Here is a 17,279-nt window from a genome sequence, read left to right on the forward strand (position 1 = left end):
TGCTCGGTTTCCGTTTTGGTCAGGCCAGCCAGCGGGAGGGGTTGGTGCCGACGATACCCAGGGAGGGGGCCGGGACCATGTCCGTCCGCCAGTCCGGGGTGGGGGCCGTGTCCGGGTAGGTGATGTAGATGATTCCCCGGTCCAGGCCGATCCGGGCGGGGGTGCCGGGAAGGAACTCATTGCTGACCCCGGTCACCTCCAGGTTGGTCATGGTCATACCCTCGACCTGGTACTTGAGCCCCCGCTCGGTGATGCCCTCCGACCGGTCCGTGGCGGAGAGGACCGAGACCATGGCCCGGTCTCCGCAATGCCAGGGGGCGAAGGAGAGGGACCCGCGGCCGATGGCCGTGACGATCATCCTGTCGCCGTACAGGCAGGCACGGCCCCCTGAGGCCGCCACCATGGAAATCAGGTTCAGGTTGGCCAGGGTGTGGTCCATCCTCTTGCCCAGGCCACCGTATATTTGGAAGATTCGGCAGCCGGCCTCCCAGCCGAGTTTGACCGCGGCCAGCATGTCGGTGTCGTCCTTCTCGGCAGGCAGGCGCCGGTATCGGGTGGCGGCCGATGATTGCCGTGATGGAGATGAAGGTGGATCCAACGGGGTTGCATTGATGTCGTCGCCCTGGTCAGGGTCGGTCGGGGTCGGCCGGTGAGCGGCGGCGATGGAGTCGAAGTCGCCCACGACCAGGTCCGGAACGACCCCCTTGGCCGCCGCCTCGTCGGCTCCTCCATCGGCCGCGATGACCATGGCGGCGTCGGGGAATGCGGACTCCTGGCCGTAATACTGGCCCGCACCCCAGATCTGGCATACGTCGGTCTGGATGCCCTGGACTGGTTCCTTCATCCGGGTGCCGCCTTTCGTCGGGTCGTCCCTGCCGGGTTCGCTCACCATCCTAGGCCAAGTGCCTGGGCCGCCAGGGGAATCCACCCCTGGACCAGGGCCATATAGGTCAGGGTTCCGCAGGCGATGGAGGCCATCATGTTCCGTTTCCAGCAGTGCATCAGCACCGTGACCAGAAGGGCCACGGCCTCGTATACGCCGTGGTCGCCACCGGTCAGGGAGGTCTTGCGGAGGGAATAGACCACCAGCATTCCCATGACCGCGGCCGGAAGGACCTGGCCCAGGCGGGTCACGAAGGCCGGGGGTCGATGTCCCTCGGGCCAGATCAGGAAGGGGAGGAACCTGGTGGTCATGGTGCCCAGGATCACGATGCCGATGGTGAGGGTGCCCTGCAGCGTGGTCATGCGCCCACCTCCCGCCTGTCGGATCCGTAGAGGTTTCCCTGCCTCTTCCAGAGGGTCCGGTCGGCGATGGCAAAGACCACCACGATCAGGACCATGGAGGGGATGATGAAGTGGTCCGCTCCGAAGACCAGGAGGCAGATCAGGGAGGAGGCCAGGCCGATCACCGCGGGGAAGTGGGTCCTGGTCTTCAACCACTGGTCGGCGAAGAGGACCGTGAACATGGAGGTCAGAACGAACTCAAGCCCCCGGGCGTCGAAACGCGCCAGATTGCCCAGGACGGCCCCTGCCGTGGCCCCGCCCACCCAGTAGGCCTGGTTGAGGAGGGTGATGAAGAACATGAACCAGCCCCTGTCGACCCCGGGCGGTTCCTTGTTGGAGGAGACCAGGGCGAAGGTCTCGTCACACATGCCGAAGATCAGGTAGGGCTTCTTCCAGCCGGTTCCCCTGAACCTCGGCAGCATGGCCAGTCCGTAGAAGAGATGGCGGGCGTTGACCATCAGGGTCAGGGCCAAGGCACCCAGGGGGTTGAAGGTGGAGAGCAGGAGATCCACGGTCACGAATTCCATGGAGCCTGCGAATATCAGGGCGCTCATGGCCAGGGGATAGATGATGGGGAACCCCTTGCTGGTCATCAGGAACCCATAGGAGATGCCAAGGAAGAGGAAGCCGGCCAGGATGGGCAGGGTCATGGGGAAGGCCGCCTTGAAGGCCTTGCCTGCCACCGAACCCGTCTTGGGATGATCCATCGTCTCCGCCTTCTTTCCTGCCCAGGGCCGCCCGGCCGCCCATACCGGTGTTCCGGTGCGGATATGCGCTCGATGGTAGTCCGAGGTGGAGTACTGCCGGGCAAGGTGTCGGAAATGTGAGAGGAAGGCCCTGAACGGAGGCTGCGCGGAATAGTGCCGGTCCATTCCCTGTTGACCTGCCAAGAGTCACAGGGACGATGGGAGGAATCATGAGAGGAATCAAGGACTCGTTCACGGTGATGCACGGTCGGCCGCATTCCCCGACCATGGTCACCGGGACCCGGACGGGGTCGGTCGGCCAGGCACCGCATGCTACGGGGAATCAGACCCTTACCCTGGCCGGCGGTTGCTTCTGGGGTGTGGAGCGCTTCTTCCAGGAGGTTGACGGGGTCACCGATACCCGGGTGGGGTACGCCCAGTCCAAGGTGGAGAACCCCTCCTACGAGGAGGTCTGCACTGGTGAGACCGACGCGGTCGAGGCCGTCAGGATCACCTACGACCCGGTCAGGGTCACCCTGCGCACCCTGACCCTTCTCCTCCTGGACCTGATCGACCCTTTCTCCCTGAACCGTCAGGGCAATGACCGTGGCCGCCAGTACCGGAGCGGGCTCTACTGGGAACCCGACAGGCGCGAGAGGGAGGAGCCGGTCTTCCGCCGGGCCATCCAGGAGCTGGAGAAGCGGACCGGGCGGCATCCTGTGGTCCAGGTCGAGGAACTGATCAACTTCTACCCGGCCGAGGAATCCCATCAGGATTATCTGCTCAAGCATCCGGACGGATACTGCCACATCCCCATGGAGGCCATCGCCAACGCCTCCAAGCGGCAAGGGTACATCGAGCGGGTCTGGGCCCTGGACCAGGAGAGCTACGAGGTCACCCAGCACGCAGCCACCGAACGTCCCTTCGACAACAAGTACGATGCGGAGTTCCGCCCAGGAATCTATGTGGACGTGGTCAGCGGGCAGCCCCTCTTCTCCTCGGTCGACAAGTACGACTCGGGTTGCGGGTGGCCGGCCTTCTCCAAGCCCATCGATCCGGACCTCCTGGTCGACCGGAAGGACTTCAAACTCCTGGGCAGGCCCAGGATCGAGGTCAGGACGGCCCAGACCGGCATCCACCTGGGGCATGTCTTCGATGATGGTCCGGCGGATCGCGGCGGACGCCGCTACTGCATGAACTCGGCCGCCCTGCGCTTCGTGCCCAGGGAGGAGATGGAGGCACGGGGCTACGGGGACTACCTGCCCCTGGTCGACGGCGGGGAGGGCGGACAGACGGCCTGAATTCCCGCCCGCCCGGGAGGAACCCGGGCGGGCACAGTTCAGACACATGCCTTTGCTATCGTTGATTCCTGGTCTGAATCTATAAGGAGTGCTGCCAATGTGCGGAATTGCCGGGTTTGTCTCTGATGCCCCTGCCGAGGAGAAGACGGCCGTCCTGAAGCGGATGACCGACATCATCGCCCATAGGGGTCCAGATCAGGAGGGACACCTCGTCGACGGGCAGGTGGCCCTGGGGTTCCGCCGGTTGAGCATCATCGACCTCCAGGGCGGCGACCAGCCCATCTTCAATGAGGACTCCAGCATGGCCATCACCTTCAATGGTGAGATCTACAACTACCGTCAGCTGCGCCGGGTCCTGATCGGGAAGGGCCATACCTTCACCACCGACTCCGACACCGAGGTCATCCTGCACGGGTACGAGGAGTGGGGCAAGGACGTGCTGACCCGCCTGCGCGGCATGTTCGCCTTCGTCATCTGGGACAGCGCCCACAAGGAGCTCTTCGGGGCCCGCGACCACTTCGGCATCAAGCCCTTCTACTACACCATCATGAACGGGACCTTCATGTACGGTTCGGAGATCAAAAGCCTCCTGCAGCATCCCGACTTCCACAAGGAACTCAACAGGGAGGCCCTGCGTCCCTACCTGACCTTCCAGTACCCGGCCCTGTCCGAGACCTTCTTCAAGGGCGTCTTCAGGCTGCCCGAGGGACACTGGTTCACCTACCGGGACGGGAAGATGGACATCCACCAGTACTATGACCCGGCTTTCGGGGAGAGCAACCAGGACCTGAACGATCTGGTCGACTCGATCGACAGGACCGTCGAGGACTCCGTCAAGGCCCATCAGGTGGCCGATGTGGAGGTGGGCTCCTTCCTCTCCTCTGGTGTGGATTCCAGCTACGTCGCCGCCCTGGCCCGACCCGAGCACACCTACTCGATCGGATTCGGCAGGGGCACCTACAACGAGTCGGACCAGGCCGGTGAGCTGGCATCCATCCTCAAGCTCAACAACACAACCGAGTCCCTGGATGGTGACCAGGCCTTCCGGTACTTCCCGCAGATCCAGTGGTACCTGGACGAACCCGACTCCAACCCCTCATGCGTGCCCCTCTTCTTCCTCTCGGAGCTGGCCAGCCGCGACCTGCGCGTGGTGCTGAGTGGTGAGGGCGCCGATGAGCTCTTCGCCGGTTACGTGGACTACGGGGTGCACACCCGGTCCAAGATCATCAAAATGGTCACCCGGATGCTGGAGCACCTTCCCCGCAAGGCGCGCTATGCCATCGGCCGCTGGGCCAAGGGGAAGCACTTCCACGGGGCCTGGCACCTCTATGCCAACCTGGCCCCGGCCGAAGAGAACTTCATCGGTCAGGCCAAGGTCTTCGAGGAGGATGAGGCCGGGCGGATCCTCAAACCCGAGTTCCGCAAGGCCCCCACGGTCAAGCAGATCGTGGGCCGGACCTATGGCCGCCTCGAGGGGCGGGACCTGTCCGAACTCAAGAAGAAACAGTATCTGGATATGCACCAGTGGATGCCCGGTGACATCCTCCTCAAGGCCGACAAGATGACCATGGCCCACTCCCTGGAGTTGCGTGTGCCCCTCCTGGACACCCGACTCATGGATGTGGCCGAAAAGGTCCCCACCAAGTATCTGATCACGGACGAGAACACCAAGTTCGCCTTCCGCAGGGCCGCCGACCGGCACATGCCGCGCGAATGGTCCGACAGGGAGAAGCTGGGCTTCCCGGTCCCCATCAAGGACTGGTTGCGACAGGAGAAGTACTACCGCCTGGTCCGCTCGGTCTTCGAGCGGGACTATGTCGGCGAGTTCTTCGACCAGGAGGCCCTCCTGAAGATGATCGACGACAACTACGCCGGCAGGAACGACGCCCGGCGCAAGATCTGGACCGTCTATTCCTTCCTGACCTGGTATGACGACTACTTCGTCAAGGACGGCACCAAACCGGGGCTCTTGGACCTGGCCGACTGAGCGGGAACGGGAATCGCAGGGGTCACCTGCGGATCGGGGTCCCCGTTCCGGGTCGTCATCAGGGTGGTCCTGGACTCGGCGAGGGGCTGGTGTGATCATGTCCACGACCGTGTGGTATAGTATTCCCTGGCTTGAGAAATCAAGAAAGTGGATATCCCACCTGGAAGCCTCCTGTGGCTTCGGGTTCACGATGTGGTTTGGGGCCGCCCGTTTCGGTCATCCAGGCCATACGGAAGGCAACGGTTCCCGTTCAGTGAAATGGTGCCGGCGTTCCTGCGGTGAATTCGATGCATGGGCTTGTTCGGGGGATTGCCCGCCTGCAGTGGGTGTTGTGTGAATTGAAAAGGAGTCATCATTAGCGACGAACCAAGGATCAACGACGAGATACGAGCATCTCAGGTACGCCTGATCGGCCCGAACGGCGAGCAGGTGGGGATCATCGCAACCTCGGTCGCTCTCAATCTGGCCAAGGAGGCGAACCTGGACCTGGTCGAGGTGGCTGCCCAGGCCAAACCTCCGGTCGCCAAGCTCATTGATTACGGCAAGTTCAAATACAACGAGAAGATCAAGGCCCGTGAGGCCCGTCGCAATCAGAGCACGTCGGAAATCAAGGAGATTCGTTTCCGGCTCAAGATCGACGACCACGACTTTGAGGTCAAGGAGGGGCATGTGCGCCGCTTCCTGTCCGCCGGAGACAAGGTCAAGGTCACGATCATGCTGCGTGGCCGCGAGCAGTCAAGGCCCATCGGAGGAGTCGAACTCCTGCGCAGGCTGGCCGATGATGTCGCCGAGTTGGGATCCATCGAGTTCGCGCCCAAGCAGGAGGGGCGCAACATCATCATGACCCTGGCGCCCAAGGGCAAGAAGGTCCACACCCAATCCGAGCAGCGCCGCAGGGGCGGCCAGGCACGGGCCGAGCGTCAGGCACGGCAGGCGGCACGCATGGCTGCCAAGTCCGACGAGACCGATGTCAAGAAGCAGGCCGAGGCCGAGGCGGAGCAGCTCGTAGAGCAGGTCGATGCGGCCCCCACCCCCAAGGCGTCCAAGCCAACCAGTACTTCCCCGAAGAAGATGAAATCCAAGGAGGGCAGCAATGCCGAAGATGAAAAGTAACTCCGCCGCGTCCAAGCGAGTCCGGGTCACCGGTACTGGCAAGCTCATGCACGCAGGGACCGGCATGCGCCACAATCTTGAGCACAAGTCGGCCAAGAAGCGCCGCGCCCTCTCCACGGACGAGGTGCTTGCTCCGAGCCAGGCCAAGAACATGAAGAAGATGCTGGGCCGCTGAGCGGACCGTGGGTCATCGAGTTAGATTTTTAGAAAGCTGAGGAATATCTATGGCACGAGTCAAGCGGGCAGTCAACGCGCACAAGAAGCGCAGGGTCGTCCTTGAGCGGGCTTCCGGCTACCGCGGTCAGCGCTCTCGTCTCTACCGCAAGGCCAAGGAGCAGCTGCTCCACTCATTCAATTACAACTACCGTGACCGCAAGGCACGCAAGGGTGATTTCCGCAAGCTGTGGATCCAGCGCATCAACGCCGGATGCCGAGCCCAGGGCATCACTTACAACCGCTTCATCCAGGGTCTGCGTCTGGCTGGCATCGAGCTGGACCGCCGCGCCCTGGCCGACTTGGTCGTCAACGATATCGACACCTTCAACGCCATCGTGGAAGAGGCCAAGAAGGCCCTGCCCGATGATGTGAATGCGCCCGTAGCCGCCTGAACTCATGCATCGGCCCCACCGATCACCGTTCGGGTATGGGCGCCAAACCGGTTTCCGAACCCCGCCCGGTGCGGGGTTCTTCCGTATTTGACGATTCACCCGGGAGACGGTAGGTTGATTGACGACATCAACGAGGGGGCCTCCATGACCGATGACCACACCCTGGTCGGGCAGGACGGTGCGGGGGTCCCCCGGGCTGACAAGGCGGACATCGGGAAGCCTCCGGCGGCCCGCCCCATACTGGGGTCACGGATATTCCTCTATGTGACCGAGTTCTTCTCGGGCATGGCCGTCATGGCCGCCGAACTGGGTGCCTCCCGCCTTCTGGCCCCCTACTTCTCCTCTTCGCAGATCGTATGGACCATCATCATCGGGACCATCATGATCGCCCTGGCCCTGGGTGCCGTGGCCGGTGGACGTTGGGCCGACCGGAACCCCGACCCGGACAGACTCTACCTGCTCATCTTGGCCGCGGCCGTGTGGATCGCCCTGATCCCCCTGGTCGGCAAGTATCTGATCATCCTGGTTTCAGGTCTCCTGATCGTCACGGTATCCACGAACTTCCTGGTCCTGGCGGCCTTCGTCTCCTGCCTGATCATCTTCGTTCCGCCCCTCTTCCTGCTGGGAACCATCACCCCGGGCCTGGTCAAGAACGCCACCGACTCCCTGGATGACAACGCCTCGGTGGTCGGTCGCCTGAGCGCCTGCAACACCATCGGGTCCATCCTGGGCACCTTCCTGCCCACATTCGTCACCATCCCGGCCGTGGGAACCTTCGTCACCTTCCTGATCTTCTCGGGGGTCCTCCTCCTGGTCGCCCTGGTCTACTTCCTCTCCTCCCGTGTGCACCGCATCGCCTGCGCCGTGGCCACGGTCATCTATGTGGTCTCGGCCGCCCTGTCGCCCCTGACCGGGTTCGCCTTCTGGGAGAATGGGCTGACCTACGAGGGGGAGTCCATCTACAACTACCTCCAGGTCAGAACCCTCTCGGACCGGACCGTCCTGTCGACCAATGTCCTCTTCGGGGTCCAGTCCGTGACCTTGAAGCATCCGGGCATGACCGGCATGTACTATGACACGGCCCTGGCGGCCCCACTCATGGCGGACCAGGCCCGTTCGGCCCTGATCCTGGGCATGGGGACGGGCACCTATGCCCGGCAGCTGAGACGGTACTACCCGCATATGGCCATCCAGGGTGTCGAGATCGACCGGTCCATCAGTGATCTGGCCGTCCGCTATTTCGACCAGCCCGCCGACCTTCCGGTCTCCACCTACGACGGACGGGCCTGGCTGGCATCCAGCAGCCAGCACTACGACCTGATCATGGTCGATGCCTACCAGGACATCACCATCCCCTTCCAGATGAGCTCCACCGAGTTCTTCACCCTGGTCAGGGAGCACCTGAACCCGGGTGGGGTCATGGTGGTCAACATGAACATGATCGACGACGGGCAGGGTTCCATCGATGCCGCCCTGACCGCCACCATCGCCCGGGTCTTCGGGACCGATGCCATGCTGGCGGCCGACGTGCCCCGGACCACCAACCGGGAGCTCTTCGCCAAGCGTCCCGGGGCCCGATCCGGGAGGCAGGCGGGTTCCGGCAGGAAGGCCAGGGACCGGTCCATGAAAGACTTCATCGGGTCCGGCCTCCTGACCGAGGCCGCCGGCAGGGTCAGCCGGGACCAGGACCTGGCCGACCAGATGGACCTGGTCGGTTCCCGGCTGAACCCGGTCCGGGATTCGGGTGGCCGGGTGCTGACCGACGACAAGGCACCGGTGGAGCTGCTGGGCGTGCACGCCATCGACGGAATCATCACCGAGGAGGCGGGCCCCTATCGGGAGATCCTCCGAAAAGAGGGGATCCAGGGCCTGATCAGGGAGGTCTCCTGAGTCAGGACGACACGAGTGGGACCATCTTGATGATTTCTTGAAAACTCGGATCCATCCTTGACCAGTCAACGAGGGGAAAGGAAGGACCCATGACTCTTATCGTCGAAACCAGAGGACTGACCAGGTGGTTCGGGCGTGGCGGGGACCGCAGGGAGGCAGTCAACCGGGTGAACATGCAGGTGGGCCGTGGTCAGATATACGGTCTCCTTGGGCCGAACGGGGCCGGTAAATCGACCACCCTGAAGATGCTGACCGGCATGCTGCGCCCCAGCCGGGGGAGCATCCTCTTCCAAGGGCATCCCTGGACCAGGGAGGACCTCTACCGGATCGGTGCCCTGATCGAGAGTCCGCCGCTCTATCCCAACCTGACCGCACGGGAGAACCTGCAGGTGAGGGCCACCCTCCTGGGCCTGGACCCGTCCTGCATGGACAGTGCCCTGCACACCGTGGGCCTGGAGGATACCGGGCGCAAACGGTCGGGAAGCTTCTCCATGGGGATGAAGCAGCGCCTGGGCATCGCCCTGGCCCTCCTGGCGGACCCCGACCTCCTCATCCTGGACGAGCCCACCAATGGTCTGGACCCCATGGGAATCGAGGACCTCCGTGCCCTGATGCGCTCCCTGGCCGACCAGGGCGTCACCATCATCGTGTCCAGCCATATCCTGAGTGAGATCGCCCAGGTGGCCGACCATATCGGCATCATCGCCCAGGGTCGGCTGGCCTATCAGGACCAGCTGGATTCCTCAACGGATCTGGAGGGGCTCTTCATGCAGGTCTGCCGGGACGCCTCCGACCAGGCGGGTGGACGATGAGGGGGTTCAAGGCCGCCTGCCGAGCGGAGGCACTCAAGGGACGGCAATCCTCCCTTCCCTGGCTGTGCCTGGGCCTGCCGGTACTGGTCGCCCTCATGGCCGTCCTCTTCTTCTTCCTTATGCCGGACTCGTACCGGGGAGCGCAATCGCCGCTGATGGCCTACGAACTCTGGAACTGGTGGGCGATCCTGCAACCGGCCCTCCTGGCCCTGGTCGCCGAATCGGTCATGCGTCGGGATTCCCGGCAACACCTCCGTCCTGTACTCCTGCTTCCCCTGGACCCTGGAGTCTCCTTCCTGGCCAAGACGGTGATCGTGCTGGCCTGGAGCCTGGTGGCCAACCTGGTCATATGCCTGGAGGGTTGCCTCCTGCCGGGTCTGATGGGGTTCGTTGCCACCCCTTTTCCAGCCGGTATGGCCGCCTGCCTGCTCAATGTCGCCACGACCGCTTGGCTGATCCCCCTGGGGCTGTGGGGTACGGCCGCGGTCGGCCCGACCTTTGGCATGGCCCTGCCCTTCCTCCTGGAGGTGGGCATCGGCGTGTCGACCTGGGATACCCCGATCTGGTGGTTCCTGCCCCCCACGGCCTCCATGAACACGACGGCGCCGGCCCTGGGAGTCCTGCCCAATGGGCTGCCCGTGGAGGCGGGGAGTGACCTGGCTGTCTTCGGTCTGCGCCCGCTCTGCTCCCTCCTGATCGCCCTGGTCTGCTTCCTTGTCCTGACCCTGGCGGGTTCCCGCTGGTTTTCCCGCAGTGAGGCGGTCTGATGTGCGGTGACCGTGTTCGCAGTCCATCCACAAGCCCTTGGCGGCATCCCGGTAGGTCCGGAGAGACCGCAGATCGCAGGTCCAGAGGGAAGAGGGGTCCGCAACCAGGGCAGACGTCCTCATCGGGTCCCCTCATGACCCTGATCGGGTCGATCAGGGCGGAGGTCATACGGCAGCGGCATTCCCGCCTTTCCGTCGTCCTGATTGGGTTCGCCCTGGGTGGGGTCCTGATCTTCCTGGGGTATTACTCATTCGTCACCTACGATCCCTGGTCGGAGGTGACGGTCTATCTGGAACTGGTGGGTGGCGTCATTCCCCTGGTGGTGGGGCTGGTCTGCGGGTTCGTGGCCGAGCGGGAGCTCCAGGCCGGTGGCTACGCCGCCCTCCTGTCCCTGCCTTCACGCCGTCTGGCCTTGGCGGGGGTCATGATCCAGATGGAGATGCTCTATGTCCTGGTGGCCTTGGTCTCGGTGGGCCCCTTCGCCCTGGGCATGGCCCTCTGGGGGCAGAACCCCCTGAGTATGGGGCTTTGGTTGCAGGTCCTCCTGGGTCTCATCCTGGGTGGTGCCGCACTGATTCCCCTGACCATGGTGATAGCCCTTGCCTGGGGGCGTCAGTTCGGTATCCTGACGGGGGTCCTGGGCAGTCTTCTGGGCTATCTCCTCCAGACCGGTCTGGGCGATCGGATCTGGTGGTTCCTCCCGCCGGCCCTGCCCTCCCACCTGTCAGCAGGTGTCCCGGCCCTGGCGGATGCCGGCCGTCTGGCCCAGGGAGCTATGGATGGCTACCGTACAGTACAGGGGCTGGGATGGGTGATGAGTATCGTACTTGCGCTACTTTCCTGGGTGCTGGCCATGGTCTGGGTGGCCGCCTTCCAACCCGGCCGAGGTCGGAGGTGATGGGATGATGGGGGTGTACAGGCAGCTTACGGACAGCGGGTCAGACCGGACCCGAAGGTGTTGCGAGCCGGGAAAGGGGACCATCCATGGCCAGGATCCTTGCGGTGGATGACGAAGAGTCCATCCTGGACGCCATCCGCATCGGGCTGGGCAAGGAGGGCCATCAGGTCACCACGATCCAGGATCCCCGGAAGGTCGACATGCCCCATCTGGACTATTTCGACCTGATCCTGCTGGATATCATGATGCCGGGAATGGATGGGTTCGAGCTGGTCACGCGGCTCAGGAGGGCCACCAGCGTTCCCATCGTCTTTCTGACGGCCCGGACAGACCAGGCCGATCTGGTCCGAGGTCTGGGGCTGGGGGCTGACGACTACCTGACCAAGCCCTTTCACCTGGCTGAGCTCCGCGCACGGGTCGATGCCCACCTGCGCAGGGAGCACCGCGGGCGCTCGGAGCTGCTGACACTGGGGGAGATCCGCTTCGACCTGTCGGCCAAGGAGCTCTCCTGCGGGGAGCGGGTCATGGACCTGACGCCGACCGAGTATGCCATCTGTGAGTTCCTGGCCCTCAACCGGGGTCACGTCTACTCCAAGGAACAGATACACCAGGCGGTCTTCGGCCTGGACGCACGTGGAGACCCGTCCGCGGTGGCCACCCACATCGCCAACATCAGGGCCAAGTTCCAGGCGGTGGGGGAGGCACCCATCCAGACCAGGTGGGGGGTGGGGTACCTGTGGCAGTGAGCGGGACTTCCTCGACCCGACGGCAGGGCGGGAGAGGGTTGAATACGATTCTGGGCTGGTTCCTGGTCCTTTTCATCGCCGCGGAGGCCCTTGGTCTGGCCCTGCCCCTTCTGTGTATCGATGCGGTCGGCACCGGGGTGATCCTTCCTGCGGACGCCTGTGAGGAATCGGTCGGCGAGTACACCCGGACCCTGATGGACGGCGGCGCCTTCCGGCCCGGCGACCTCCCCTCCTGCAGCACATACATGGAGCTGGACAAGGATCTCCATGTACGCTCGTCCGATATGGATGCCGGCAGTCGCAGCCGGATCCTGGACCGGATCTCAAGCAACGGCCTGAACCCGATGGGTACCTTCGTCGTGGTCCCCCGTGACGGGGGCTACCTGGTGATCGCCTACCAGATCGGTGCCCGCTACGCCATGGATGATCTGAACAGGAGACTTCCCTCCCCGGAGACCGTTCTGAAGCTGTGGATGGCCTTGAACGGCATCCTGGTGGCTCTGGTCGCCATCATTCTGCTGGGCCGGTACCTGCGTCGGGGCGTGGAACCCATGGACCGGGCCGTGGAGCAGATAAGCTCCGGGAATCTGGATTTTTCCGTCGGTTCCTCCACTGTCCGTGAGTTCGATCAGGTCCTGGGGTCGATGGAGGTCATGAGGGCCAATCTGCGTTCCTCCCTGGAAAGCCAGTGGAGGCTTCAGGAGGAGGGGAGACGGCGGACGGCGGCCCTGGCCCATGACTTGAAGACCCCGCTGACCGGAATCGCCTGCTGGGCCGATCTCCTCGGGGAGACGGACCTGGATGCCGACCAGTCAGACTACCTTTCCCGATTGGTCAAGGATGAGGGGAGGATGGAGGACCTGACCGCCTCCCTGATTCAGTCCTCCCTGGATGAAACTGGGAGGGGGCCGGACAGGAGGCCCTGCAAGCTGGGTGAAATAGTGGATAAGGTCACCGATCTTGTCCGGGCCCAGGTGAAGGCCAAGGCCATCAGCTTGGAGGTGAAAAGCCCGACGGACCTTGATGTGGACCTGGATCCGGCCCTTACCGTCCAGGCCCTCGGCAACGTGCTGGTCAACGCTGTGGAGCACACACCCCGCCGGGGCAGCATCCGTCTTGGGGCGGCGATCGGGGACCATCCAAGACGGTTGGTCCTCGCCGTGGAGGACAGCGGGCCCGGCTTCACCCGCCAGGACCTGGAGCTGGCCACCGAGCAGTCCTACATGGGCGACCCCAGCAGGTCCGGCCGTCACTTCGGGCTCGGTCTGAGCGTGGCCAAACGTGATGCCCAGGTGCAGTCGGGCGGCATCACCCTGGGCAGGTCCGACGACCTGGGCGGGGCCATGGTCTCCCTCTGCTTCGGCCTGGAGGAAGAGGCAGGCTAGAATACCGCCTATGACCAGCGAGCGCGGGCGGAACAGGAGGGCATCGGTCCCTGTCGACCTTCCGGTGGGGATGGCTGACCTTCTGGATCAGTTCCTGGCCTATACGGGTGTGGAACGCGGCCTGGCCCCGGCCACTGTCAAGGCATACCGGTCTGACCTGACCATGTATGCGGGCTGGCTGGCCGACCGGGGCATCAGGAGCCTGGACCAGGTGGGGAAGGACGATGTGGAGGCCTTCCTGGCCTGGTTGTCTTCCGAGAGCTCGGCCAGCCGGTCCCGTCGCCTGGCGGCGGTCCACGAGTGGCACCGCTTCGCCCTCCAACAGGGGGCCATCCAAGAGGACGTGTCTCGGGGGGTCAGGGCGCCCAAGGGGGTTTCCTCCCTGCCCGATGTGCTCACCGTTGACCAGGTCGCCGGCCTCCTGGACGCGGCCGCCATGGGAGGGTCCAAGGATCCGGTCGTCCTCAGGGACAAGGCCCTGCTTGAATTCATGTACGCCACCGGGTGCCGGGTGTCGGAGGCCGTGGGGACCGACCTGGACGACCTGGATCTGGATGAGCATGTGGTCCGCCTGACCGGCAAGGGGGACAAACAGCGTCTGGTTCCGGTAGGCTCCTACGCCTGCCGGGCCCTGGAATCCTACCTGAACCTCGGACGTCCCGACCTGCAGGGCCGTGCCTCCAAGGGACGTGAGCCGAGTGCGGTCTTCCTCAACAAGCGCGGAAAGCGTCTGACCAGGCAGTCCGTCTGGCAGATTGTCCGCGATGCCGGTGAGCGGGCGGGAATCCAACGTCCCCTTCACCCCCACACGCTCCGTCATTCCTTCGCGACACATCTGATCGAGGGGGGGGCCGATGTCAGATCCGTCCAGGAGCTTCTGGGCCATTCCTCGGTGACCACCACGCAGATCTATACCCATGTCAGCCCCCAGGGCCTGATCGAGGCCTACCAGACGGCCCATCCCCGAGCGCTTTGACCTCCTCCGGTAGCCGGTGGGTAATGCCGATTGACTGCGCCCGTCCCCGGGCGCTTCGGATTCTTTGACCGGAACATTGCCACTGGTGTCTTTTCCGGTGCCCATCCCGCGAATATGGAGATGCCCATTCCGCGATTGCGTGGCCCTGGGCGGGGTTACGTCCAGAATGCCACGGTTTCGCGCCAATCATCTGTTCTTGTGGACTCTGAGCCGGATGAGGGTGCCAGGGGCCGGACCATCCATTTTCCGACGGGCGTTCGGACACATCGACATCCGCGTCGGGCCCATCGACAAGCCCGTCCTATGGGGATGTTTCCGGGATGTTGGTAGTCTAGAGACATGCCTACGGATTTGTTAGGGCGCGAATATGAGACCTTCGCAGCCCCTGAGCCTTTGAAACAACACGGACCGGCCCGTGTCATAGCCCTGTGCAACCAGAAGGGCGGCGTGGGCAAGACCACCTCATCCATCAACATAGCCGGGGCGCTGAGCCTGTACGGGCGCAGGGTCCTGATCGTGGATTTCGACCCCCAGGGGGCCGCCACGGTCGGGCTGGGCATCAACGCCAACAGTGTGGACAACACCATCTACACGGCAATGTTCGATTCCTCCCTGGATGTGCATGATGTGGTCCACCACACCCGCTTCCCCGGGCTGGACATCATCCCCGCCAACATCGACCTTTCCGCGGCGGAGATCCAGCTGGTCAGCGAGGTGGGGCGTGAGCAGGCCCTGGCTTCGACCATCCGGCCCCTGCGCAGGGAGTACGATGCCATCATCATCGATTGTCAGCCCTCCCTGGGCCTCCTGACCGTCAATGCCCTGACGGCGGCGGACGGTGTGGTCATCCCGGTGGCGGCCGAGTTCTTCGCCCTGCGTGGTGTGGCCCTGCTCATGCAGTCCATCGAGAAGGTCCAGAGCAGGATCAACCCGGACCTGAAGGTATACGGGGTCCTGGTCACCATGTACACCCGCACCCTCCATTCGGAAGAGGTCCTCCAGCGCATATACGAGGCCTTCGAGGGGAAGGTCCTCCATTCCATCATCTCCCGGTCCATCAAGCTGCCCGATGCCACGGTGGCCGGCGAACCCATCACCATGTTCTCCCCTGAACACAAGACCTCCAAGGAGTACCGGGAGGTCGCCAGGGAACTGATAGCCCGCGGCATCGTGGCGTGAAGAGGGCCGTGACGGAACCGTCCCTGGAGGCCCTGGACCGCCGTGGCGACGGGTTCTCGGTGGACCTGGATGTGTACCAGGGTCCCTTCGATGTGCTCCTGAGCCTCCTGGCCAACAGGAAGCTGGAACTGACCGAGGTCTCACTGGCTTCGGTGACCGGCGAGTTTCTGGCCTATGTCAACACCCTGGATTTCCGGACCAGCATGGACCAGGCCAGTTCCTTCCTCGATGTGGCCTCGGTCCTGGTGGAGGCCAAGAGCGCAGCCCTCCTCCCGGTCGAGGATGAGACCCTGCGTGACCAGGCCTCCATGGAGGCCCTGAGGGAGCGTGACCTCCTCTTCGCACGCCTCCTGCAGTATCGGGCCTTCAAGGAGGCGGGGCAGGATTTCCGGGCCATGCTGGCGGCCAACTCGGGCAGGTACGTCCATCCGGGGCGTCCGGACGATGACCTGGCCAGCCTCCTGCCGGACCTGGAATGGGCAACCAGCCCCCAGGATCTGGCCCTTCTGGCGGCAACCGCCCTGGCCAATGCCCCCGTATCCCAGGTCTCCCTGGGGCAGCTCCACGTGCCCCTGGTGAATCTCAACCAGCAGGCCGACCTGGTCCGAACGGCCCTCCTGGACAAGCCTGGCCGGCCCGTGGCCTTCGCCTCCATCATCGCCACGGCCAGGGGGAACCTGGAGGTTGTGGCCAGGTTCCTGGCTGTTCTGGTCTACTTCAAGCAGCAGCTGATCCAGTACAAGCAGGAGGGCCCCTATGAGCCGCTCTACCTGCGTTGGGTGGGCAGCACCGATGCCGAGGACCTGAGGCAGATCAGTGAGGGGGACTTCGCATGATTCAGGACAGCAGGCAGATGCGCACAGATGAAAACCCGGGGGAGGAGGGGCAGGTTCCCTCAACCCACCCCGATACCCGACCCGAGTATGTCGACTTCGACGTGGACGATTTTCCCGGTGGCCTGGCCGCCTGCATGGAGGCCATACTGATGGCCACGGACCAGCCCCTGACCAGTCAGGACTTCTCGCGGGTCCTGGCCGTAGAGCCCGACCAGGCCCAGGAGGCCCTGCAGGCTCTGGCCGATTCCTACCAGGGACGGGGGTTCGAACTCAGGCAGACCGCCCGGGGTTGGCAGTTGGTCAGCCGACCCGACTACCTACCGGTTGTGGCCGCCTTCGTCAAGGATGGGCAGACGGCCAGACTCTCTCAGGCCGCCCTGGAGGCCTTGGCCATCGTGGCCTACCGGCAGCCCGTGACCCGCTCCGGGGTGGGGCAGATCCGTGGGGTCAACTCCGATGGGGTCATCCGTTCCCTTCTGGTTCGCGGACTGATTCGCGAGGAGGGGGCCGACCCGGTCACCCATGCAGCCCTTCTGGTCACCACCGGGATCTTCCTGGAGAAGATGGGGCTGAATTCCTTGGAGGAGTTGCCCTCGCTGGCCCCCTTCCTGCCCGATGAGGAGTCGGCATTGGCCCAGGTCCAGGAGGCCCTGCCGCAGGGTGCGGTCCAGGCGGGTTCCGCCCAGGGTGAGGGTCTGCCTGCGCCTGTCAGCAAAGACGATTAGTATTGTCTCTGTTTGTCCGATTTTTCGGCCATGCCAGTCTGGGGGTCATCGGTGGCTGTCTATACAGTCCTGCCCCCGGCGGCAT

The 17,279-nt window shown here is 64.1% G+C and carries 18 protein-coding genes; 15 read left to right on the top strand and 3 right to left on the bottom strand.

What is annotated here, in order from left to right:
* Positions 1–19 precede the first annotated feature (19 nt).
* From AACP59_RS00685 to AACP59_RS00695, 3 genes are read right to left on the bottom strand one after another with little or no spacing between them, the layout of a single operon-like run.
* On the bottom strand, positions 20–844 hold the full coding sequence (locus AACP59_RS00685) for a thiamine pyrophosphokinase (RefSeq protein ID WP_339349371.1): 825 nt from the start codon (positions 842–844) through the stop codon (positions 20–22).
* 41 nt (positions 845–885) lie between these two features.
* On the bottom strand, positions 886–1,245 hold the full coding sequence (locus AACP59_RS00690; RefSeq protein ID WP_339349372.1) for a branched-chain amino acid transporter permease: 360 nt from the start codon (positions 1,243–1,245) through the stop codon (positions 886–888).
* Complete coding sequence (locus AACP59_RS00695; RefSeq protein ID WP_339349374.1) at positions 1,242–1,991, bottom strand: AzlC family ABC transporter permease; 750 nt, start codon at positions 1,989–1,991, stop codon at positions 1,242–1,244. Before AACP59_RS00695 ends, AACP59_RS00690 begins: the two co-directional genes overlap by 4 nt.
* Positions 1,992–2,257: 266 nt before the next feature.
* Between AACP59_RS00695 and msrA the strand changes: the two genes are divergently transcribed.
* The 15 genes from msrA (at position 2,258) to scpB (ending at position 17,194) form a co-directional block, all read left to right on the top strand.
* On the top strand, positions 2,258–3,271 hold the full coding sequence (gene msrA / locus AACP59_RS00700; protein WP_339350051.1) for a peptide-methionine (S)-S-oxide reductase MsrA: 1,014 nt from the start codon (positions 2,258–2,260) through the stop codon (positions 3,269–3,271).
* A 97-nt stretch (positions 3,272–3,368) separates the two neighbouring features.
* A complete protein-coding gene (asnB, locus tag AACP59_RS00705; protein ID WP_339349376.1) occupies positions 3,369–5,258 on the top strand; it encodes an asparagine synthase (glutamine-hydrolyzing) in 1,890 nt (629 codons plus the stop codon).
* Positions 5,259–5,609: 351 nt separating this feature from the next.
* The gene (infC, locus tag AACP59_RS00710; RefSeq protein ID WP_339350053.1) at positions 5,610–6,371 is read left to right on the top strand and encodes a translation initiation factor IF-3; all 762 of its coding nucleotides are present in this window, start codon (positions 5,610–5,612) and stop codon (positions 6,369–6,371) included.
* Entirely contained in the window at positions 6,352–6,546 is a 195-nt protein-coding gene (rpmI, locus tag AACP59_RS00715; protein ID WP_297316426.1) for a 50S ribosomal protein L35, read from the top strand. The genes infC and rpmI overlap by 20 nt, the downstream gene beginning before the upstream one ends.
* A 49-nt stretch (positions 6,547–6,595) precedes the next feature.
* On the top strand, positions 6,596–6,979 hold the full coding sequence (gene rplT, locus AACP59_RS00720) for a 50S ribosomal protein L20 (RefSeq protein WP_297316425.1): 384 nt from the start codon (positions 6,596–6,598) through the stop codon (positions 6,977–6,979).
* A gap of 114 nt (positions 6,980–7,093) precedes the next feature.
* Entirely contained in the window at positions 7,094–8,869 is a 1,776-nt protein-coding gene (locus AACP59_RS00725; RefSeq protein ID WP_339349378.1) for a spermidine synthase, read from the top strand.
* Positions 8,870–8,958: 89 nt separating this feature from the next.
* The gene (locus tag AACP59_RS00730) at positions 8,959–9,681 is read left to right on the top strand and encodes a lantibiotic protection ABC transporter ATP-binding protein (protein ID WP_297316423.1); all 723 of its coding nucleotides are present in this window, start codon (positions 8,959–8,961) and stop codon (positions 9,679–9,681) included.
* Positions 9,678–10,448: a lantibiotic immunity ABC transporter MutE/EpiE family permease subunit gene (locus tag AACP59_RS00735; RefSeq protein ID WP_339349380.1), complete on the top strand. Its 771-nt coding sequence runs from the start codon at positions 9,678–9,680 to the stop codon at positions 10,446–10,448. Before AACP59_RS00730 ends, AACP59_RS00735 begins: the two co-directional genes overlap by 4 nt.
* Before the next feature lie 134 nt (positions 10,449–10,582).
* The gene (locus AACP59_RS00740) at positions 10,583–11,347 is read left to right on the top strand and encodes an ABC transporter permease (RefSeq protein ID WP_297316421.1); all 765 of its coding nucleotides are present in this window, start codon (positions 10,583–10,585) and stop codon (positions 11,345–11,347) included.
* Positions 11,348–11,433: 86 nt separating this feature from the next.
* On the top strand, positions 11,434–12,093 hold the full coding sequence (locus tag AACP59_RS00745; protein ID WP_297316420.1) for a response regulator transcription factor: 660 nt from the start codon (positions 11,434–11,436) through the stop codon (positions 12,091–12,093).
* Positions 12,084–13,478, top strand: a complete 1,395-nt coding sequence (locus AACP59_RS00750; RefSeq protein ID WP_339349384.1) for a sensor histidine kinase — start codon at positions 12,084–12,086, stop codon at positions 13,476–13,478. The genes AACP59_RS00745 and AACP59_RS00750 overlap by 10 nt, the downstream gene beginning before the upstream one ends.
* Positions 13,479–13,548: 70 nt before the next feature.
* Complete coding sequence (xerD, locus tag AACP59_RS00755; protein WP_297316451.1) at positions 13,549–14,454, top strand: site-specific tyrosine recombinase XerD; 906 nt, start codon at positions 13,549–13,551, stop codon at positions 14,452–14,454.
* Positions 14,455–14,793: 339 nt separating this feature from the next.
* Positions 14,794–15,633 (top strand): ParA family protein, encoded by an 840-nt coding sequence (locus AACP59_RS00760; protein WP_297316418.1) that lies wholly within the window; start codon positions 14,794–14,796, stop codon positions 15,631–15,633.
* An 8-nt stretch (positions 15,634–15,641) separates the two neighbouring features.
* A complete protein-coding gene (locus tag AACP59_RS00765) occupies positions 15,642–16,469 on the top strand; it encodes a segregation and condensation protein A (RefSeq protein ID WP_297316417.1) in 828 nt (275 codons plus the stop codon).
* Between the two features lie 17 nt (positions 16,470–16,486).
* Entirely contained in the window at positions 16,487–17,194 is a 708-nt protein-coding gene (gene scpB, locus AACP59_RS00770; protein WP_339350056.1) for an SMC-Scp complex subunit ScpB, read from the top strand.
* The last annotated feature ends 85 nt before the right edge of the window (positions 17,195–17,279 follow it).

The sequence above is a fragment of the Bifidobacterium indicum genome (assembly GCF_036987015.1).
Taxonomy (GTDB): Bacteria; Actinomycetota; Actinomycetes; order Actinomycetales; family Bifidobacteriaceae; genus Bombiscardovia; species Bombiscardovia indica.

Bases quoted from the DNA above. Each gene is read 5' to 3' on its own strand.
- AACP59_RS00740 (WP_297316421.1), top strand. From the start codon at position 10,583: ATGACCCTGATCGGGTCGATCAGGGCGGAGGTCATACGGCAGCGGCAT.
- scpB (WP_339350056.1), top strand. From the start codon at position 16,487: ATGCGCACAGATGAAAACCCGGGGGAGGAGGGGCAGGTTCCCTCAACC.
- AACP59_RS00695 (WP_339349374.1), bottom strand. From the start codon at position 1,991: ATGGATCATCCCAAGACGGGTTCGGTGGCAGGCAAGGCCTTCAAGGCG.
- AACP59_RS00690 (WP_339349372.1), bottom strand. From the start codon at position 1,245: ATGACCACGCTGCAGGGCACCCTCACCATCGGCATCGTGATCCTGGGC.
- asnB (WP_339349376.1), top strand. From the start codon at position 3,369: ATGTGCGGAATTGCCGGGTTTGTCTCTGATGCCCCTGCCGAGGAGAAG.
- rplT (WP_297316425.1), top strand. From the start codon at position 6,596: ATGGCACGAGTCAAGCGGGCAGTCAACGCGCACAAGAAGCGCAGGGTC.
- AACP59_RS00760 (WP_297316418.1), top strand. From the start codon at position 14,794: ATGCCTACGGATTTGTTAGGGCGCGAATATGAGACCTTCGCAGCCCCT.
- AACP59_RS00730 (WP_297316423.1), top strand. From the start codon at position 8,959: ATGACTCTTATCGTCGAAACCAGAGGACTGACCAGGTGGTTCGGGCGT.
- AACP59_RS00745 (WP_297316420.1), top strand. From the start codon at position 11,434: ATGGCCAGGATCCTTGCGGTGGATGACGAAGAGTCCATCCTGGACGCC.
- xerD (WP_297316451.1), top strand. From the start codon at position 13,549: ATGGCTGACCTTCTGGATCAGTTCCTGGCCTATACGGGTGTGGAACGC.
- AACP59_RS00735 (WP_339349380.1), top strand. From the start codon at position 9,678: ATGAGGGGGTTCAAGGCCGCCTGCCGAGCGGAGGCACTCAAGGGACGG.
- AACP59_RS00685 (WP_339349371.1), bottom strand. From the start codon at position 844: ATGAAGGAACCAGTCCAGGGCATCCAGACCGACGTATGCCAGATCTGG.
- msrA (WP_339350051.1), top strand. From the start codon at position 2,258: ATGGTCACCGGGACCCGGACGGGGTCGGTCGGCCAGGCACCGCATGCT.
- rpmI (WP_297316426.1), top strand. From the start codon at position 6,352: ATGCCGAAGATGAAAAGTAACTCCGCCGCGTCCAAGCGAGTCCGGGTC.